Annotated in this window: 19 protein-coding genes and 1 riboswitch; of the genes, 16 read left to right on the top strand and 3 right to left on the bottom strand. The window is 57.7% G+C overall.

Going from position 1 to position 16246, the window contains the following annotated elements; genetic code table 11:
• Both C5687_RS15650 and glmS read right to left on the bottom strand, forming a co-directional pair.
• Window positions 1-336, bottom strand: a 336-nt coding sequence (locus C5687_RS15650; protein WP_202911297.1) for a glutamate mutase L, incomplete at its 3' end; no start/stop codon positions are given.
• Window positions 336-785, bottom strand: coding sequence for a methylaspartate mutase subunit S (gene glmS, locus C5687_RS15645; protein ID WP_024907732.1), 450 nt, complete (start codon window positions 783-785; stop codon window positions 336-338). The genes C5687_RS15650 and glmS, both read right to left, overlap by 1 nt.
• A gap of 517 nt (window positions 786-1302) precedes the next feature.
• Between glmS and cobA the strand changes: the two genes are divergently transcribed.
• Genes cobA through C5687_RS15630 form a run of 3 tightly spaced genes read left to right on the top strand, consistent with a single transcriptional unit; the run spans window position 1303 to window position 3835 of the window.
• On the top strand, window positions 1303-2073 hold the full coding sequence (gene cobA, locus C5687_RS15640) for a uroporphyrinogen-III C-methyltransferase (RefSeq protein WP_047958192.1): 771 nt from the start codon (window positions 1303-1305) through the stop codon (window positions 2071-2073).
• Between the two features lie 39 nt (window positions 2074-2112).
• Window positions 2113-3183 (top strand): threonine-phosphate decarboxylase CobD, encoded by a 1071-nt coding sequence (gene cobD / locus C5687_RS15635; protein WP_104557303.1) that lies wholly within the window; start codon window positions 2113-2115, stop codon window positions 3181-3183.
• 4 nt (window positions 3184-3187) lie between these two features.
• Entirely contained in the window at window positions 3188-3835 is a 648-nt protein-coding gene (locus tag C5687_RS15630) for a precorrin-2 dehydrogenase/sirohydrochlorin ferrochelatase family protein (RefSeq protein ID WP_104557302.1), read from the top strand.
• On the opposite strand, the gene C5687_RS15625 is transcribed toward C5687_RS15630, so the two are convergent.
• Window positions 3827-4693: an L-threonine kinase gene (locus tag C5687_RS15625; RefSeq protein ID WP_146086284.1), complete on the bottom strand. Its 867-nt coding sequence runs from the start codon at window positions 4691-4693 to the stop codon at window positions 3827-3829. The two genes, C5687_RS15630 and C5687_RS15625, sit on opposite strands and share 9 nt — an antisense overlap.
• A gap of 443 nt (window positions 4694-5136) precedes the next feature.
• A riboswitch (cobalamin riboswitch) is annotated at window positions 5137-5315 on the top strand.
• 97 nt (window positions 5316-5412) lie between these two features.
• On the opposite strand from C5687_RS15625, the gene C5687_RS15620 reads away from it, so the two are divergent.
• Genes C5687_RS15620 through cbiM form a run of 13 tightly spaced genes read left to right on the top strand, consistent with a single transcriptional unit; the run spans window position 5413 to window position 16246 of the window.
• Window positions 5413-6792 carry a cobyrinic acid a,c-diamide synthase CobB gene (locus C5687_RS15620; RefSeq protein WP_104557300.1) on the top strand — a complete coding sequence of 460 codons (1380 nt, stop codon included), beginning with the start codon at window positions 5413-5415 and terminating at the stop codon, window positions 6790-6792.
• Window positions 6789-7748: an adenosylcobinamide-phosphate synthase CbiB gene (gene cbiB / locus C5687_RS15615; RefSeq protein WP_095451662.1), complete on the top strand. Its 960-nt coding sequence runs from the start codon at window positions 6789-6791 to the stop codon at window positions 7746-7748. The genes C5687_RS15620 and cbiB overlap by 4 nt, the downstream gene beginning before the upstream one ends.
• A 12-nt stretch (window positions 7749-7760) precedes the next feature.
• Window positions 7761-8393, top strand: a complete 633-nt coding sequence (locus C5687_RS15610) for a cobalt-precorrin-8 methylmutase (RefSeq protein ID WP_025755940.1) — start codon at window positions 7761-7763, stop codon at window positions 8391-8393.
• Window positions 8390-9529 (top strand): cobalt-precorrin-5B (C(1))-methyltransferase CbiD, encoded by a 1140-nt coding sequence (gene cbiD, locus C5687_RS15605; RefSeq protein WP_095440963.1) that lies wholly within the window; start codon window positions 8390-8392, stop codon window positions 9527-9529. The genes C5687_RS15610 and cbiD overlap by 4 nt, the downstream gene beginning before the upstream one ends.
• Window positions 9523-10128 (top strand): cobalt-precorrin-7 (C(5))-methyltransferase, encoded by a 606-nt coding sequence (locus C5687_RS15600; RefSeq protein WP_104557299.1) that lies wholly within the window; start codon window positions 9523-9525, stop codon window positions 10126-10128. Before cbiD ends, C5687_RS15600 begins: the two co-directional genes overlap by 7 nt.
• Window positions 10118-10687, top strand: a complete 570-nt coding sequence (locus C5687_RS15595) for a decarboxylating cobalt-precorrin-6B (C(15))-methyltransferase (RefSeq protein WP_104557298.1) — start codon at window positions 10118-10120, stop codon at window positions 10685-10687. The genes C5687_RS15600 and C5687_RS15595 overlap by 11 nt, the downstream gene beginning before the upstream one ends.
• Window positions 10680-11453: a cobalt-precorrin-4 methyltransferase gene (locus tag C5687_RS15590; RefSeq protein ID WP_047958201.1), complete on the top strand. Its 774-nt coding sequence runs from the start codon at window positions 10680-10682 to the stop codon at window positions 11451-11453. Before C5687_RS15595 ends, C5687_RS15590 begins: the two co-directional genes overlap by 8 nt.
• Window positions 11434-12489, top strand: coding sequence for a cobalt-precorrin 5A hydrolase (cbiG, locus tag C5687_RS15585; RefSeq protein ID WP_104557297.1), 1056 nt, complete (start codon window positions 11434-11436; stop codon window positions 12487-12489). The genes C5687_RS15590 and cbiG overlap by 20 nt, the downstream gene beginning before the upstream one ends.
• Window positions 12489-13214 (top strand): precorrin-3B C(17)-methyltransferase, encoded by a 726-nt coding sequence (locus tag C5687_RS15580; protein WP_104557296.1) that lies wholly within the window; start codon window positions 12489-12491, stop codon window positions 13212-13214. Before cbiG ends, C5687_RS15580 begins: the two co-directional genes overlap by 1 nt.
• Window positions 13211-13996, top strand: coding sequence for a cobalt-precorrin-6A reductase (locus C5687_RS15575; RefSeq protein ID WP_104557295.1), 786 nt, complete (start codon window positions 13211-13213; stop codon window positions 13994-13996). Before C5687_RS15580 ends, C5687_RS15575 begins: the two co-directional genes overlap by 4 nt.
• 10 nt (window positions 13997-14006) lie before the next feature.
• Window positions 14007-14801, top strand: a complete 795-nt coding sequence (gene cbiK, locus C5687_RS15570) for a sirohydrochlorin cobaltochelatase (protein WP_025755933.1) — start codon at window positions 14007-14009, stop codon at window positions 14799-14801.
• A complete protein-coding gene (locus C5687_RS15565; protein ID WP_104557294.1) occupies window positions 14798-15508 on the top strand; it encodes a cobalt-factor II C(20)-methyltransferase in 711 nt (236 codons plus the stop codon). Before cbiK ends, C5687_RS15565 begins: the two co-directional genes overlap by 4 nt.
• Entirely contained in the window at window positions 15509-16246 is a 738-nt protein-coding gene (gene cbiM, locus C5687_RS15560) for a cobalt ECF transporter S component CbiM (RefSeq protein WP_045284671.1), read from the top strand.

The following is a 16246-nucleotide window of genomic DNA, read 5'->3' as shown; positions in this document are numbered from 1 at the left end:
TTTGTAGGAGTAGTACTGAGCGATTTTGGCGCCCGCTGAATGGGCGGTGACTTTGGCCGACTCCAGGGTTATCGACGGCACCAGCCCCATTGCGGCAACGGCGAGGCCGCCTTTTGCCGACGAAGAGTATTTCAGCGTAACGTCCCCGCTGTTCAGCAACGGTCGCGCATCGGCAACGTTTAGCACCTGGTTCAGGCTGGTAAAGAAGCCCTCCGCCAGATGGTGGGTTGTCGTTGGGGTCAGCACGTGGTTGACCAACGTAAGCGCATCACCCTCCGGCGTGAAGAGTGCGGCTTTGGTCCACGTCGAGCCAATGTCGACTGAGACGATTTGCATCAGAAGCCCTCTTCAAGACAGAGCTCTTCAACGCGCTGACGCTGCTGGATATCATTCGCCATCAGCTGACAGACGTCTTCCAGGTCGTGGCTCGGGGCGAACACGCGGTTGAAACCCATCTCTTTGAATTTGGCTTCGACATCGGCAAAATCGTGCTTACCCACGACCAGATTACCGCCAACAAAAAGCAGAATGTCGCCGATACCGCGTTCGATGCAGCGCTCACGCAGCCCCAGGCAGTCGATGTCGCCATGGCCGTAGATGGATGAAACGACAATAGCATCAGCACCTGTTTCGATGGCCGCATCAATATATTCATCCTGGCTCACCATTACACCAAGATTGATAACGTGAAAATCATGAGAAGTAAAAACGCGGTCCAGAACTTTATTGCCTACCGCATGGCAGTCAGCACCAATGACGCCAATGACAAGTGTTGATTTCTTCATGGGTAATCCTCTGTAGGGCTGATTGTGAAAATAAAATGGGTATTAAAAATGAATAATGTACACAGGGTTTGTTAATGGTGTTGAAGTGTGTTTGGAAGAGGAAAAGGAAGCAATTGATCTATTTTCAAAAAATCCTTCCCAAAACGACGATGGTGATGCCTTGTTATTATAAACTCTATTAAATCAATGTGTTGTGCGTGACTTATTATTGCTTTGATATTTATCTGTAAACGTTGCTGACAAAACCAATGTAATATTTGTGATCGCGCGCCTGTTTTATTGCTGAAGGCGTTTAATATTGTTGTTAAGCGTGTCAGATATCGCGATATTGTCGTGCGGGCAGGGCGGGGAGGTTATTTGCGGTTTTATTGATATTGGTCATAAATACCATTCGTACAATTAAGAGAGAGTGATAAACACATCAACTTTTTGACCTGTTGAGGGGATATATAATTCAGCGCTAATTTTAATTATCCGTTTTCTTGCGTCTTTGAATATTTAATCTGAGGATATAATGATGAGTAAAGGGAAAGTTTGGCTTGTAGGGGCAGGGCCTGGCGATGCGTCTTTGATAACGGTAAAAGGTCTGCACTGTATCCGCCATGCGGAAGTGATTGTCCACGATCGCCTGGTTAACCCCGAACTCCTGGCGCAGGCTCCGGCAGGCTGTTTGATTATTGATGTCGGTAAAACCCCGAGCCATCATCCGGTACCTCAGGAACAAATCAATGCCCTGCTGGTCAGGCATGCCGGGGAGGGACGGCAGGTGGTGCGCCTGAAAGGCGGGGACCCTTACGTTTTTGGTCGCGGGGGTGAAGAGGCCGAGCAGCTGGCGAAAGACGGTCTGTCGTTCGAAATTGTGCCGGGGATCAGTTCTGCGATTGGCGGGCTGGCCTATGCCGGGATCCCGGTCACGCACCGTCATTACGCCTCCAGTTTTCATATTGTGACCGGTCATATGTGCCAGGGGAACGACCCGCAAAACTGGCATGCGCTGGCGAAAATCAACGGAACGCTGATCGTTTTGATGGGAATGACCCGGCTGACGGAAATCTGCCAGCAGCTGATCGAGGGAGGCATGTCCGCTGCGACGCCGGTAGCGGTGGTGATGTATGCCAGCCAGTCTCGTCAGCAGATCGCCAAAGGTACGCTGACCGATATCCATCTTGAGGTTGAACGTCAAAAACTGCATGCGCCTGCGCTTATTGTCGTCGGTGAGGTCGTCAACCTGCAGGAGATACTGGCGTTTTCCGCATCACATCTTGCGCTGAATGAGGTTGCTGTCTGATGTTATCCTCACATCTAGCGAAATAGCCGAGTGAAACGAATGAGTGAGCATGGTGGTAACGTTCTGGAAACGGGGCTGCAGTTGGGGATCGATCCCGGGTTGCTGTTGGACTTTAGCGCGAACATCAATCCGTTAGGGCTACCCGAGCGCGTCAGGTCGCTCATTGTGTCCCATCTGGATATCATCATGCAGTATCCGGACGTTGAATACCGCCATCTTCACCAGGCGCTGGCCAGCGCCAGTCGGTGTGAGTATGACCAGACGATTGCCGGGAATGGCGAAACGGAGTTGATCTATGGCCTGGTGCGAACGCTTGCCCCCCGCCGGGCAATGCTGCTGGTGCCGGGGTTTGCCGAGTATCGCCGGGCATTGCAGCAGCAGGGATGCCAGATAATCGATTATGTACTGAGTGAGTCGAACGGGTTCCAGGTGGATTTTTCCCTACTGGACGCCGTTCGCGCACACCGGCCCGATTGCCTGTTCATCGCGACCCCAAACAACCCTACCGGGTTAATGCCTGATGCCGATCTACTCGACCGCCTGGCCTCGCTGTGCGAAGCGCTGCAGATTGCGCTGATTGTTGATGAAGCATTCATCGATTTTATGCCGCAGGGCTCGTCGCTGGCCCCACGGCTGGCTGAGTCACGCTATCTTTACCTGCTGCGTTCACTGACCAAGTTTTTTGCCATTCCCGGACTGCGCCTGGGATATCTGCTGAGCGGAAATACGCACACTATTCGCCAGATGAAACGCACCCGTGAACCCTGGTCCGTGAATGCGTTATCGGCGCTGGTGGGGCAGCATTTGTTACTGGATGAGGACTATATTTCTCGCAGCCATGCCTGTATCGCCCGGGAGCGGGATTTCCTGTTGCAGGCGATGACGCGCTTTTCATCGCTGGTGGTCTGGGAGCCGCAAGCCAATTTTATCTTCTTCCGCTGCCTGCGTCAGGGGTTCAACCTGAAGGCAGCGCTGCTCGGCCATCACATCCTTATCCGCCACTGTGAAAACTACCCGGGGCTCGATCGTGACTACTATAGAATTGCCGTGCGTACCGAAGCGGAGAACCGCCGGTTTATTGCCGCGCTGAGCCAGGTTTTAGAAGGCTAAGGCGATGGACTATTTTCCGATTTTTTGCAACCTGAAGGGTAAACGCTGCCTGATCGTCGGTGGCGGGCAGGTGGCGACGCATAAGGCGAAGAGTTTGCTGGCAGCCGGGGCAGTGCTGCGTCTGGTTGCGCCCACCCTGACGCCAGAACTTGCCGGCCTGCACGCGTGCGGTGACATCGAATGGTTCCCGGCAACGTTTGCGCCGCAGTATCTGCACTCCTGCTGGCTGGTCATTGCCGCGACCAGCGATCCGCAGGTGAACCGTCAGGTCGCCGGGGCCGCCAGCGCGAGGCATCTGTTTTGCAATGTCACAGACGACCTTTCTGCTGCCACCTTTATTTCACCGGCCATTATTGACCGTTCACCGGTTATTATTGCGCTCAGCTGCGGGGGCAACGCGCCGGTGTACAGTAAGATCCTCAAAGCGCATGTCGCCGCGCATCTTCCTCCGGGTATGCAGGAAAGCGTGCGGCTGGCGGGAGCGCTTCGTGAAAGGGTAAACGGTGTGTGCAGTGACCGGGAGCGCAAGCGTGCATTTTGGGCCGCGTTCTTCCGGCATGTTCCGCTGCAACAGGCCTTAGCGCAGAAACACGAACACGAGGTCAGGCAGCAGGTGGAGTGGCTCATTCAGCACAGGTTGCTCTCAGAGTAGCGTCACGCCGCCTTTTACCATCCGCAGCAGGTGTTGTTCAGGCCAATGGCGGGTGAGCTGTTTTTTCGCTAACAGCCATTTCACATAATCGACATCGTCTTTATTTCTGTCCAGCATCAGCCCCACGACGCTGCCGCTGTGCGCCACGTTGACCCCATAGATACCGCACTCCTCCACCAGTGAGAGCAGAGCGTCAAAATCCGGTTTTGGCAACAGCGTCTGGCTGGCGATGGCGCTGAGGGTGGCCGCTTCGCCCAGCCGGTAAGGGTTTTGCGTCATACAGGCTTCCTGTACTTTTTCCCATGCGAGTTTCAGCGCTGGCGCACCGGCATGTAGCCCCGCCTGACGCGGGATGCGGTGGTAATCTGCCGTGCGCAGCGTTTGCGGACTTTCCAGAACAAGCAGGTCGAGAGTGGGCTGGGCGTCGCAGGGAATTTGGGTAGAGGCGTCGTTATGATCGAAAAGGGTTAACTGGCGAAACACGGTACTGTCGGTGGGTTCGAGCGAAACGCAAAGCGTTGCCAGCGTGCTTTCGTCGAGCTGATGCCCCAGATGGTGAGCGGTGGCGACGGCGGTGGCGGCAATATCTGCGGTGCTGCTGGCCATCCCTTTGGCAATCGGGATGGTCGAGTGCACATCAATGCGAATATCATGGCTCAACTGCGCCGGGTAGTGCCAGTACTGCAATAACCGTTCAACCATCGCGCGCGACAGCGGGCGTTCATCCGCCAGGGCTGAGCCGTGGCTCACCTCAACAGTGCTGTACCATTCGACAGGGCAGGAGACCAGCTTTTCACTGCCCAAAATCCAGCCCTGGATAAGCTCACCGCACGACGCGGGGCATTGCGCAACAGCCACGTTCTCACCTTTCTGATCAGTCATTTCTGAAACATAGTGTCATGAGGATATTCCTCTTACCTTGATATACCGCAAATTCCCTTTCTGGATAACCTACATATTATTCTGCGATCCCGCTGAACGCGTAATGCATCAATAAAATCGCACGGGCTTACGTTTAACAGCCATATTATGGTATTGCCAGTTTTTAATATCTTAATGAATTTTGATCACGATAAAATGAAAAAATATCAAGTGATGCAATAACTTGTCGTAGCGCAATAAATATCGAGATTTTAAGCGTAATTATCTTTGCTTTTTATTTTTTGTGATAAAACGTTGAGTTATTGAGAAAGGCGTCAATTACTCTGATGCCACGTTTTACTCAGCAGGTATTTTTCTTACGGTTAAGTAATTACCTAAGGTGAATTGAAACGCCGTAAATAGCATTGCTGTTTTTTTTCTCATAATGTAAGCCGACAGGTTTGCCACATTTGTGGCAGGGAAGGGGGTGACAATCCCCCGCAGCCCCCGCTGCTGTGATGCTGACGACCCCGTAATGACCACTGATCGTGAGATTGGGAAGGAAGGACGGGCGAGGAGGACGCTAAGCCAGAAGACCTGCCTGTCGGGAACGTTCAACAACTTCGGTGGGAAGTGGGTTGTACTGATGCATACAGTCGAAAGACTGGGGCTACGTGTATCTATACCACTCATCCACCCTGAACAGGATCAGGGTCATGGAGCCAAAGCAGTACGCGTTTGTTCTGGCAGGTACAGGAAGCGGTTGTGGTAAAACCACGGTGACGCTTGGCCTGTTGAGTCTGTTAAAACAGCGTGGGTTACGCGTCCAGCCGTACAAAGTGGGCCCTGACTATCTTGATACCGGCTGGCATACCAAAGTCAGCGGTACCGCCTCCCGCAACCTCGACAGCTTCATGCTGCCTGAACCGATCCTCAACGCGCTGTTTTGCGAGCATATGCAGCAGGCGGATATCGCGGTCATTGAAGGCGTGATGGGGCTGTATGACGGCTACGGCACCGATCCGAATTATTGCAGCACCTCCGCGATGGCAAAACAGCTGGGCTGTCCGGTGATTCTGCTGGTAGACGGCAAGGCGGTTTCTACGTCGATTGCCGCAACCATAATGGGTTTTCAGCGATTCGATCCCACCCTCAATATTGCCGGGGTGATTGTTAATCGGGTCAACAGCGAATCACATTATCAGTTGCTCAAAGCGGCAATTGAACACTACTGCACGGTACCCGTCCTGGGTTATGTGCCTCGCGTTGAGGGTGTCGGTTTACCCGAGCGCCATCTCGGATTGGTCACCGCCCGGGAGTCGGTTGCGGACTCGCAGACCTGGCAGAATTTTGCCGCCCTTCTCGAACGTACGCTAGATATCGAACAACTTCTCGCACTCAGCCAGATGGCGTCGATGCCGCAGGGTGCCTGGCCTGCGCTGCCTGATGGGGACGCCGGGCGCGGGTTAACGCTCGCGATGGCTGACGACGACGCCTTCAACTTCTATTACCCGGATAACGTCATGCTGCTCGAACGTACCGGGGTCGAAATAATCCGCTTTAGTCCGCTCCGGGAGAGCCGTTTACCTGACTGCCAGATGGTCTGGCTCGGGGGCGGCTACCCGGAGCTTTATGCGGCACGGCTTGCGGAAAACACCACAATGCTCGCCAGCCTGCAGGAGGCGCACCGGCGCGGCGTGGCGATCTACGCCGAGTGTGGCGGGCTGATGTATCTCGGCAGCGCGCTGGAAGATAGCGAGGGGGTGACCCACCGGATGGCCGACATTCTCCCCGGCCACAGCCGGATGGGTAAACGGCTGACCCGTTTTGGCTATTGTGAGGCGCAGGCGCGCCAGCCCACGCTGCTGGCCGATGGCGGGGAGGTGCTGCGTGGGCATGAATTCCACTATTCCGACTTCTTCCCCAATACCCCAGCGGTGCTGGCGTGCCGAAAAGTGCGCGATGGCGTGACGATGCAGGAATGGGCGGGCGGCTGGCAGGTTGGCAACACGTTCGCAAGCTACCTGCACCTCCACTTTGCCCAACGTCCCATGATGCTCAGCCGCTGGCTGGCGGCGGCGAGGGGGGCGCGATGACTCTGCTGGCATGGTGCGTCGCGTGGCTGCTTGATGTCATCATCGGCGACCCACAAAACTGGCCGCACCCGGTGCGCTGGATAGGCAACCTGATTAATGCGGTGCAGCGCGGCATACGCCACTGCTGCCATAGTGACGCGGCGTTACGCATTGGCGGCGGCGTAATGTGGCTGGCGGTGGTGGGGCTGACCTGGGGCGTGGCCTGGGGCGTGCTGACGCTCGGACGGATGGTGCATCCCTGGCTGGGCTGGGCCATTGAGGTGTGGATGATTTTTACCGTGCTGGCCGGACGCAGTCTGGCAAATGCCGCACGGGACGTTCAACGCCCTTTGCAAGCGGGCGACCTTGATGAAAGCCGCGAAAAACTCTCCTGGATAGTGGGGCGCGATACCTCTCAGCTTCAGCCGGAACAGATCAACCGGGCGGTGGTGGAGACCGTCGCGGAGAACACGGTCGACGGCATTATCGCCCCGCTGTTTTTCCTTCTGCTGGGCGGTGCGCCGCTGGCGATGGCCTATAAAGCGGTGAATACCCTCGATTCAATGGTGGGCTACAGGCACGAAAAATACCGCGCGATCGGCATGGTCAGCGCCCGTATGGATGACGTGGCGAACGCAATTCCCGCGCGCCTGAGCTGGCTCTTGCTGAGCATTGCGGCGTGGCTATGCCGCGAGGGACCCTCCCGCGCGCTGCGCGTCGGCTGGCGCGACCGCTACAACCACAGCAGCCCCAACTGCGCGTGGGCTGAAGCGACGGTTGCCGGCGCGCTGGGCGTCCGGCTTGGCGGACCCAACACCTATTTTGGCCAGCGCGTGGAAAAGCCCTGGATTGGCGACGCGCTGCGCCCGATTGCGGTAGACGACATTTCCCGAACGATTCGACTGATGTGGGTTTCCTCCACCCTGGCGCTGGTGCTGTTTATCGCAGCACGCTGGCTGATGGTTGGCGTGGCCTGAGGACAAGAGACAATGCAATACATCCAGCAACCCCAGGCGATTGAAGCCAAAAGTTTCGACATCATTGGCGAGATCATTCGCGAAACGCGGCCGGAGTACCGGTTCGCCAGCCCGCTGCATGAGGCGATCGTCAAGCGGGTAATCCACACCACTGCAGATTTTGACTGGCTGGATATTCTCTGGTTTTCAGATGACGCCATAGAGCAGCTTTGCGCGGCGCTCCGTCGCCCCTCCGTCATCTATACCGATACCACGATGGCGCTCTCCGGGATCAACAAAACGCTGCTGGCCACATTCGGGGGCGAATGTCGTTGCTATATCAGCGACCCGCGGGTGGTAGCACAGGCAAAAGCACAGGGAATCACCCGCTCGATGGCGGCCGTTGATATCGCGGTGACGGAAGGGAGTGAGAAGATCTTCGTCTTTGGCAATGCGCCAACGGCACTGTTTCGCCTGCTTGAGCATGATGTTGCCGTCAGCGGCGTGGTGGGCGTCCCGGTGGGGTTTGTGGGGGCGGCGGAGTCGAAAGAGGCGCTGACGCACAGCCATTTGCCCGCTATTGCGGCACTCGGACGCAAAGGTGGCAGCAATGTGGCAGCAGCGATTGTGAACGCCATGCTCTATTACCTGCAGGGGGCGCGATGAGCGATTCAACCTTCGATGCCCCGGTATGGCATAACGGGAAGGCGTTACGCAAAGGCTACACCACCGGTTCCTGCGCGACCGCGGCAGCGAAAGTCGCCGCGCTGATGGTGCTGCGCCAGCACCTCATTCATCAGGTCTCCATTGTCACGCCCTCCGGCGTTACGCTGTGTCTGAACGTGGAATCGCCGCACATTGAAGGACAGCAGGCGATTGCCGCCATCCGCAAAGACGGCGGTGATGACGTCGACGCCACGCACGGTATGCTGATTTTTGCTCGCGTGACGCTCAACGACAGCGGCGAGATTACGCTGTCGGGCGGCGAAGGCGTAGGGACCGTGACGCGCAAAGGCATTGGCCTGCCCCTCGGCAGCGCGGCGATCAACCGCACACCGCGTCACACCATTGAAACCGCGGTGCGTGAGGCGATTGGCCCGACCCGCGGGGCAGACATAACAATTTTTGCGCCTGAAGGGGAAGAACGGGCCCGGAAAACCTACAACTCACGCCTCGGGATCCTGGGCGGCATTTCGATCATCGGCACAACTGGCATTGTGACTCCGATGTCAGAGGAGAGCTGGAAACGATCGCTTTCTCTTGATCTGGAGATTAAACGCGCGGCCGGGCTGGAACGGGTCGTACTGGTACCGGGCAATCATGGCGAGCGTTTTGTGCGTGAGCAGATGGGCATCGATGAAGATGTCGTGGTCACCATGAGCAATTTTGTCGGCTACATGATCGAAGAGGCGGTGCGGCTGGGATTTCGCCAGATAGTGCTGGTCGGCCATCCTGGCAAACTGATCAAAGTTGCCGCCGGGATTTTCCACACCCACAGCCATATCGCTGATGCACGCATGGAAACGCTGGTGGCGCATCTGGCGCTACTCGGCGCGCCGCTGGAATTACTGACCGCCGTCAGCGATTGCGATACCACCGAAGCGGCGATGGAACATATCGAAACCTGGGGTTTTCAGGTTCTTTACAGCCACCTTGCCGAACGTATCTGCCTGCGCGTGATGCAGATGCTGCGCTTTACCAAAAATCCACCGGCCTGTGACGCCATTCTGTTTTCCTTTGATAACCAGGTGCTGGGCAGCAACCGCCCGGTCGAGGCGATAGCCCGGGAGCTGCAATGTTAACGGTCGTGGGAATGGGGCCAGCGGGACTCTCCCTGATGACGCCCGCTGCGCGAGACGCCGTTGAGCGCGCCGATGCGCTGGTTGGCGGAAAACGCCACCTGCAGGCGTTTCCGGCGTTTGGCGGCGAGACGTTTGTCCTCGGCGCCAACATTCCGGAGCTGCTGGCCTGGGTTGAGGCGCGTCAGGAGAAAAAGGTGGTGATTGTCGCCTCCGGCGATCCGCTGTTTTACGGCATCGGATCGCGAATGGTGGCGCATTTTGGTATTGCGCGCGTGCGCGTGATTCCCGGCATCAGCGCGGTGCAGTACCTGTGCGCGCAGGCGGGCATTGATATGAATGAGATATGGCTCACCAGCAGCCATGGTCGCAGTGTGAATATTGATGAACTGGTACGGCATCGCAAAGTGGCAATGGTCACCGATAGCCAGTGCGGGCCGAAAGAGATTGCCGCGCAGCTGGTCGCACGCGGTAAGGGGCATCGCTGGATGGTGATTGGTGAAAACCTGGCGATGGCAAACGAACGGATCCACTGGCTGCCCGTCAGTGAGGTCAGTGCCGACTATGAGATGAATGCCCTGGTGATCCTCGATGAAAGATGAACTGTTTCTGCGCGGCGAAACGGTGCCGATGACCAAAGAGACGGTACGCGCGCTTGCCCTCGCGAAACTGGAGCTGCACCGCGTCAGCCATCTGATTGATGTAGGCGCGGGGACCGGGAGCGTGTCGATAGAGGCTGCGCTGCTGTTTCCCTCTCTGCGCGTAACGGCCATTGAGCGTAACCCTGCGGCTCTGCAACTGCTTGCGGAAAATTGCCAGCATTTTGCCTGTCGCAATATCACGATTTTGCCGGGCGTTGCACCGTTACCGGTGGCGGATAAGGCCGATGCGGTATTTATGGGCGGCAGCGGTGGCCATCTGACATCGCTTATTGACTGGTCCATGCGCCAGTTACATCCAGGCGGACGTCTGGTCATGACCTTTATCCTGATGGAAAACCTCACCACCGCGCTGACCCATTTGCAGCAGATCGGCGTGCAGGACATTGATTGCCTGCAAATGCAGAGCTCCGCGCTGACCTCGCTCGGCAGCGGCCACTATTTCAAACCGAATAATCCTGTTTATGTTATCGCCTGTCAGAAGGAAGAACACCATGTCTGAGACGTTTGATTCCCGTTGTGTGTGGTTTGTCGGTGCAGGTCCCGGCGATCGTGAGCTCATCACGCTCAAGGGATATCGGCTGCTGCAGCAGGCGCAGGTGGTTATCTATGCCGGTTCGCTTATCAATACCGAACTGTTGGCCTATTGCCCGCAGGAGGCCGAATGCCACGACAGCGCGGAACTCCATTTAGAACAGATCCTTGACCTGATGGCGGCAGGCGTGAAGGCCGGAAAAACGGTGGTACGTTTACAAACCGGTGATGTCTCGCTCTACGGTTCCGTCCGTGAGCAGGGCGAAGAGCTGACCAAACGCGGCATTGCCTGGCAGGTGGTGCCCGGCGTCAGCGCCTTCCTCGGCGCCGCGGCGGAGCTTGGGGTCGAATACACCGTTCCTGAAGTCTCACAGAGCCTGATTATTACCCGCCTCGAAGGCCGTACGCCGGTACCGGCGCGTGAACAGCTGGAGTCATTTGCCAGCCATCAGACCTCCATGGCGATTTATCTCTCTGTCCAGCGTATTCACCGGGTGGCGGAACGTCTGATAGAAGGTGGCTACCCGGACACCACGCCCGTAGCCGTCATTTATAAAGCGACCTGGCCAGAAAGCCACACCGTACGCGGCACGCTGGCGGATATCGCCGACAAGGTACGCGAGGCGGGGATCCGCAAAACGGCGCTCATTCTGGTCGGGAAGTTCCTGGGCGAGGAGTATCACTACTCAAAACTCTATGCTGCGGATTTTAGCCATGAATACCGTCAGGCCTGAGTCCATCGCGCTGTTTTGCCTGACGCCGGGTGGCGTGCAGCTGGCGAAACGCCTGGCATTGATGCTGCCGGTAACCTGCTTTGCCAGCGAGCATTTGCAGGAAGAGGGCTTTGTCTCCTTCAACGGCGGCTTTGCCCCGGCGCTTCGCGAAGCGTTCACGCACTACCCGGCGCTGATTTTTATTGGCGCAACCGGCATTGCGGTTCGCGTCCTGGCGCCTTTGATCGACGACAAACTGAGCGACCCGGCGGTGGTGGTGATCGATGAGCGTGGGCAGCACGTGATTAGCCTGCTTTCCGGCCATGCTGGCGGCGCGAATGCGCTGACTCGCTACCTGGCGGGAATACTGGGGGCTGACCCGGTGATAACCACCGCCACGGACGTCAACGAGATGGCCGCGCTGGATACCCTTGCCATTCAGCTCAATGCCCGAATGCGCGATTTCCGAACGACGGTAAAAATCGTCAACCAGATGCTGGTGAGCCACCAGCGGGTAGGGTTGTGGTGGGATGTCGAACTCGATAGCGACGTCAGTCAGTGCGATCGGCGCGGATTTATTACCGTGAGCGACCTGCAGCACCTCCCTGAACTGGATGCGCTGGTGTGTATTACGTTGCGAAATACGTTGCCGGAACTGCCGCTGCCGCACTGGAAGCTGGTCCCGCAGCGGGTTGTGGCAGGCATCGGCTGTCGACGCAACACGCCGTATTCGCTACTGGCGACGCTGCTGTCGCGTCAGCTTGAGGCGCAGCAGTTCGATCCGCTGGCGCTGAAAGCGATTGGCAGCGTCTCCCTTAAAAAAGACGAAGCGGGCCTGCTTCAGCTTGCCGCCTGCTGGCGTGTTCCTTTTGAAACCTTTACCGCTGACGCGCTGCGTGAGCACGAACATCGCTTTGCGGCCTCACCCTTTGTACGCCAGACGGTTGGGGTGGGGAGCGTCTCGGGTCCGGCAGCGTGGCTGCTGAGCCATGGGCAACTACGAGGAGAAACCCTGCGCGAACAGGGCGTCACTATCACTTTGGGAGTTTCACACTGATGTTAACCGTAATTGGAATCGGCCCGGGCTCGCAGGCCATGATGACCATGGAAGCCGTAGACGCGTTACAGGCGGCAGAAATCATCGTTGGCTACAAAACCTACACCCATCTGGTGAAGGCGTTCACGGGCGACAAACAGGTCATCAAAACCGGTATGTGTAAGGAGATTGAACGCTGCCAGGCGGCGATTGAGCTGGCGCAGGCCGGGCATAATGTCGCGCTTATCAGCAGCGGCGACGCCGGTATTTATGGCATGGCGGGGCTGGTGCTAAAGCTGGTCAGCAAACAGAAACTGGACGTTGAGGTTCGCCTGATCCCCGGGATGACGGCCAGTATCGCCGCCGCCTCTCTGCTTGGCGCACCGCTGATGCACGATTTTTGCCACATCAGCTTAAGCGATCTGCTGACGCCGTGGCCCGTCATCGAAAAACGCATTGTCGCCGCGGCAGAAGCGGACTTTGTCATCTGTTTCTATAACCCGCGCAGTCGGGGTCGCGAGGGCCATCTGGCACGCGCATTTGAGCTGCTGCGCGCCAGTAAAAGTCCGCAAACGCCGGTAGGGGTAGTGAAATCTGCCGGGCGTAAAAAGCAGGAGAAGTGGTTAACCACGCTGGGTGACATGGACTTTGAGCCGGTCGATATGACGAGTCTGGTGATTGTCGGAAATAAAGCCACGTATGTGCAGGAGGGGCTGATGATCACACCGCGGGGTTATGTGCTGTGAAATATGGCGACGTGCTGGTCTTGGGGGGCACCAGCGATGCCCGCGCGATCTGCCACCAGCTGGATGCGGCTGGCGTGGCCTACACCCTGTCGGTGGCGACGCCCACCGGGAAGCGGCTGGCGGGCGACATTAAGGGGCGCGTGCGCTGTGGTCGTCTGGAGCCGCAACAGATGGTTGACTGGCTTACGGAAAACAGGACCCGCTGGGTGATTGACGCTTCGCATCCCTACGCTGAGGTGGTCAGCCGCAACATCCTGACGGCCTGTGAAACGGTGGGCGTGTTGCTTAGCCGCTATCAGCGCCCTGAACAGCTTAGCGAGCTGACGCATCCGCTGCTCTACAGCGTGCCGGGAATTGAAGAGGCCTGCGACATCGCGCGGCGTCTTGGCGAACGCGTGCTGCTGACTACCGGGAGTAAAGATCTGGCGCGCTGGCGTACCGCGCTGCCGGAGAAAACGCTGCTGGCCCGGGTACTGCCGGTGCCCGAGGTCCTTGAGCAATGCGCCGGGCTTGGCTTTGGTGTTACCGAGATTTTCGCCCTGTGCGGACCATTCAGCGCTGAGTTTAACGCGGCGTTTTATCGTCAGTGCCGGGTTGACGTGATGATAACCAAAGCGTCCGGGGCGGAAGGCGGTTATCGGGAAAAGGTTCAACCCTGTCTGGATGCGGGCATTCCCTGCATCGTGATTACACGCCCGGCACCGCTGGTGACGGGAGACGAGTTACTGGAAAGTCAGGCCGCATTCGCCGGGCGTTTAGCGCGTTGGATGGCCGTTGCTTAAGGAGATAGTGATGAAAAAGGCGCTTCTGGTGGTCAGCTTTGGTACCAGCTACCACGATACCTGCGAGAAGAACATTGTGGCCTGCGAGCGTGCGCTGGCAGAAAGCTGCCCTGACCGTGAGCTGTTTCGGGCATTCACCTCCGGGATGATTATTCGCAAGCTGAAACAGCGTGACGGCATTGAGATCGATACGCCGCTGCAGGCGCTGAAAAAGCTTGCGGCTCAGGGATATCAGGATGTGGCGATTCAGTCCCTGCATATCATCAACGGCGATGAGTACGAGAAAATCGTCCGTGAAGTGCAGAGCCTGCGCCCGCTGTTTACCCGCCTGACGCTGGGGGTACCGCTCCTGAGCAGCCACGACGATTACGCGCAGCTGATACGCGCATTGCAACAGCAGATGCCAGCGCTTGGTGCCACGGAAAAAGTGGTGTTTATGGGCCACGGCGCCAGCCATCACGCCTTTGCGGCCTATGCCTGCCTTGACCACATGATGATGGTCCAGGGTTTCCCTGCCCGCGTCGGTGCGGTGGAGAGTTACCCGGAAGTCGACATCCTGATTGAGAGCCTCGGTAAAGAGGGCGTCACCGCCGTGCATCTGATGCCGCTGATGCTGGTGGCAGGCGATCACGCCATTAATGATATGGCCTCGGATGCCGAGGATTCCTGGAAGACGTTGTTTAACGCAGCCGGGATCGCGGCGACGCCGTGGCTGAGCGGGCTGGGAGAAAACCTGGCGGTGCGCGCGATGTTCGTCGCCCATCTGCAGCAGGCGCTGAGCGTCGCGATGGAGGAGGCAGCATGAGCGGCAAACTGTACGCCCTGAGTACCGGGCCGGGCGCGTCTGACCTTATCACCGTGCGCGCCTCACGGATCCTCGGTTCGCTGGATATTCTCTATGCCCCGGCCGGCCGCAAAGGCGGCGATAGCCTGGCGCTCTCTATCGTCCGGCCGTTTATCGGCCAACAGACCGACATCCGCTGCTGCCACTTTCCCATGAGCGCCGACGATGCAGAAAAGGAGGCGGTGTGGGATGAGGTGGCCGACGCGTTAGTAATGGCGGTGAACGATGGAAAACAGGTTGGCTTTATCACCCTGGGCGACGCCATGCTGTTCAGCACCTGGGTGTTCTTACTGCGACGCATCGGCAATCCGGACTGGCTGGAAATTGTGCCCGGGGTGACGTCGTTTGCCGCGATTGCCGCGCGGTCCAAAACGCCGCTGGCGATGGAACAGCAGTCGCTGGCGGTGATCGCCTGTACCGCGCCGGAAGCGGAGATTGCACAGGCGCTGCAGCAGCACGACAGTCTGGTGCTGATGAAGGTGTATGGCCGGTTTGCGCGCATCAAAGCGCTGCTGGCGCAGGCCGGGTTGCTGAACTGTGCGCTGATGATGTCAGAGGCCACGCTCCCTGGCGAGCAGTGCTGGCGGCATCTGGATGAGGTTGCTGATGACCAGCCGTTACCCTATTTCTCAACCATTCTGGTCAACAAACAGTGGGAGTATGCGTGAATGAAACTCGAACAACAGCTTAAACAGCTGTCATTTGGTGGCCTGGCGGCGGCGCTATTGCTGATGGTGGTGCCGGAGCAGGCGTTCGCAATGCACATCATGGAAGGGTTTTTACCGCCGATGTGGGCGCTGGCGTGGTGGCTGCTCTTCTTACCGTGTTTGTGGTACGGACTGGTGCGTCTGCGCCGTATCGTGCAGGAGGATAGCCACCAGAAAGTCCTGCTGGCGCTGTGCGGGGCATTTATTTTCGTGCTGTCGGCACTGAAGATCCCATCGGTAACCGGCAGTTGCTCGCATCCCACCGGCGTGGGACTCGCCGTGATTCTGTTCGGGCCTGGGGTCGTCGCCATCCTCGGCGCCATCGTGCTGTTGTTTCAGGCACTGCTGCTGGCACACGGCGGCTTGACCACGCTTGGCGCGAACGGCATGTCGATGGCGGTGATTGGGCCGGTTGTCGGGTACATGGTGTGGAAGATGGCCTGCCGTGCCGGGCTCCGTCGTGATGTCGGGGTATTTTTGTGCGCGATGCTGGCGGATCTGGTGACTTATTTTGTGACTTCGGTTCAGCTTGGCGCGGCGTTCCCGGACCCGGCGACGGGTACCACGGGCTCGATGGTGAAATTCATGGGCATTTTCTGCCTGACGCAGATCCCCATCGCCATCGCAGAGGGATTGTTAACCGTCATGATTTATGACCAGTTGACCAAACGTCAGCTGATTACCGCACAAGGATACTGA

It is taken from the genome of Enterobacter sichuanensis (assembly GCF_002939185.1).
GTDB lineage: Bacteria > Pseudomonadota > Gammaproteobacteria > Enterobacterales > Enterobacteriaceae > Enterobacter > Enterobacter sichuanensis.
The sequence above is the reverse complement of the archived record's forward strand: the minus strand, read 5'-3'. Positions and strand labels throughout refer to the sequence as shown.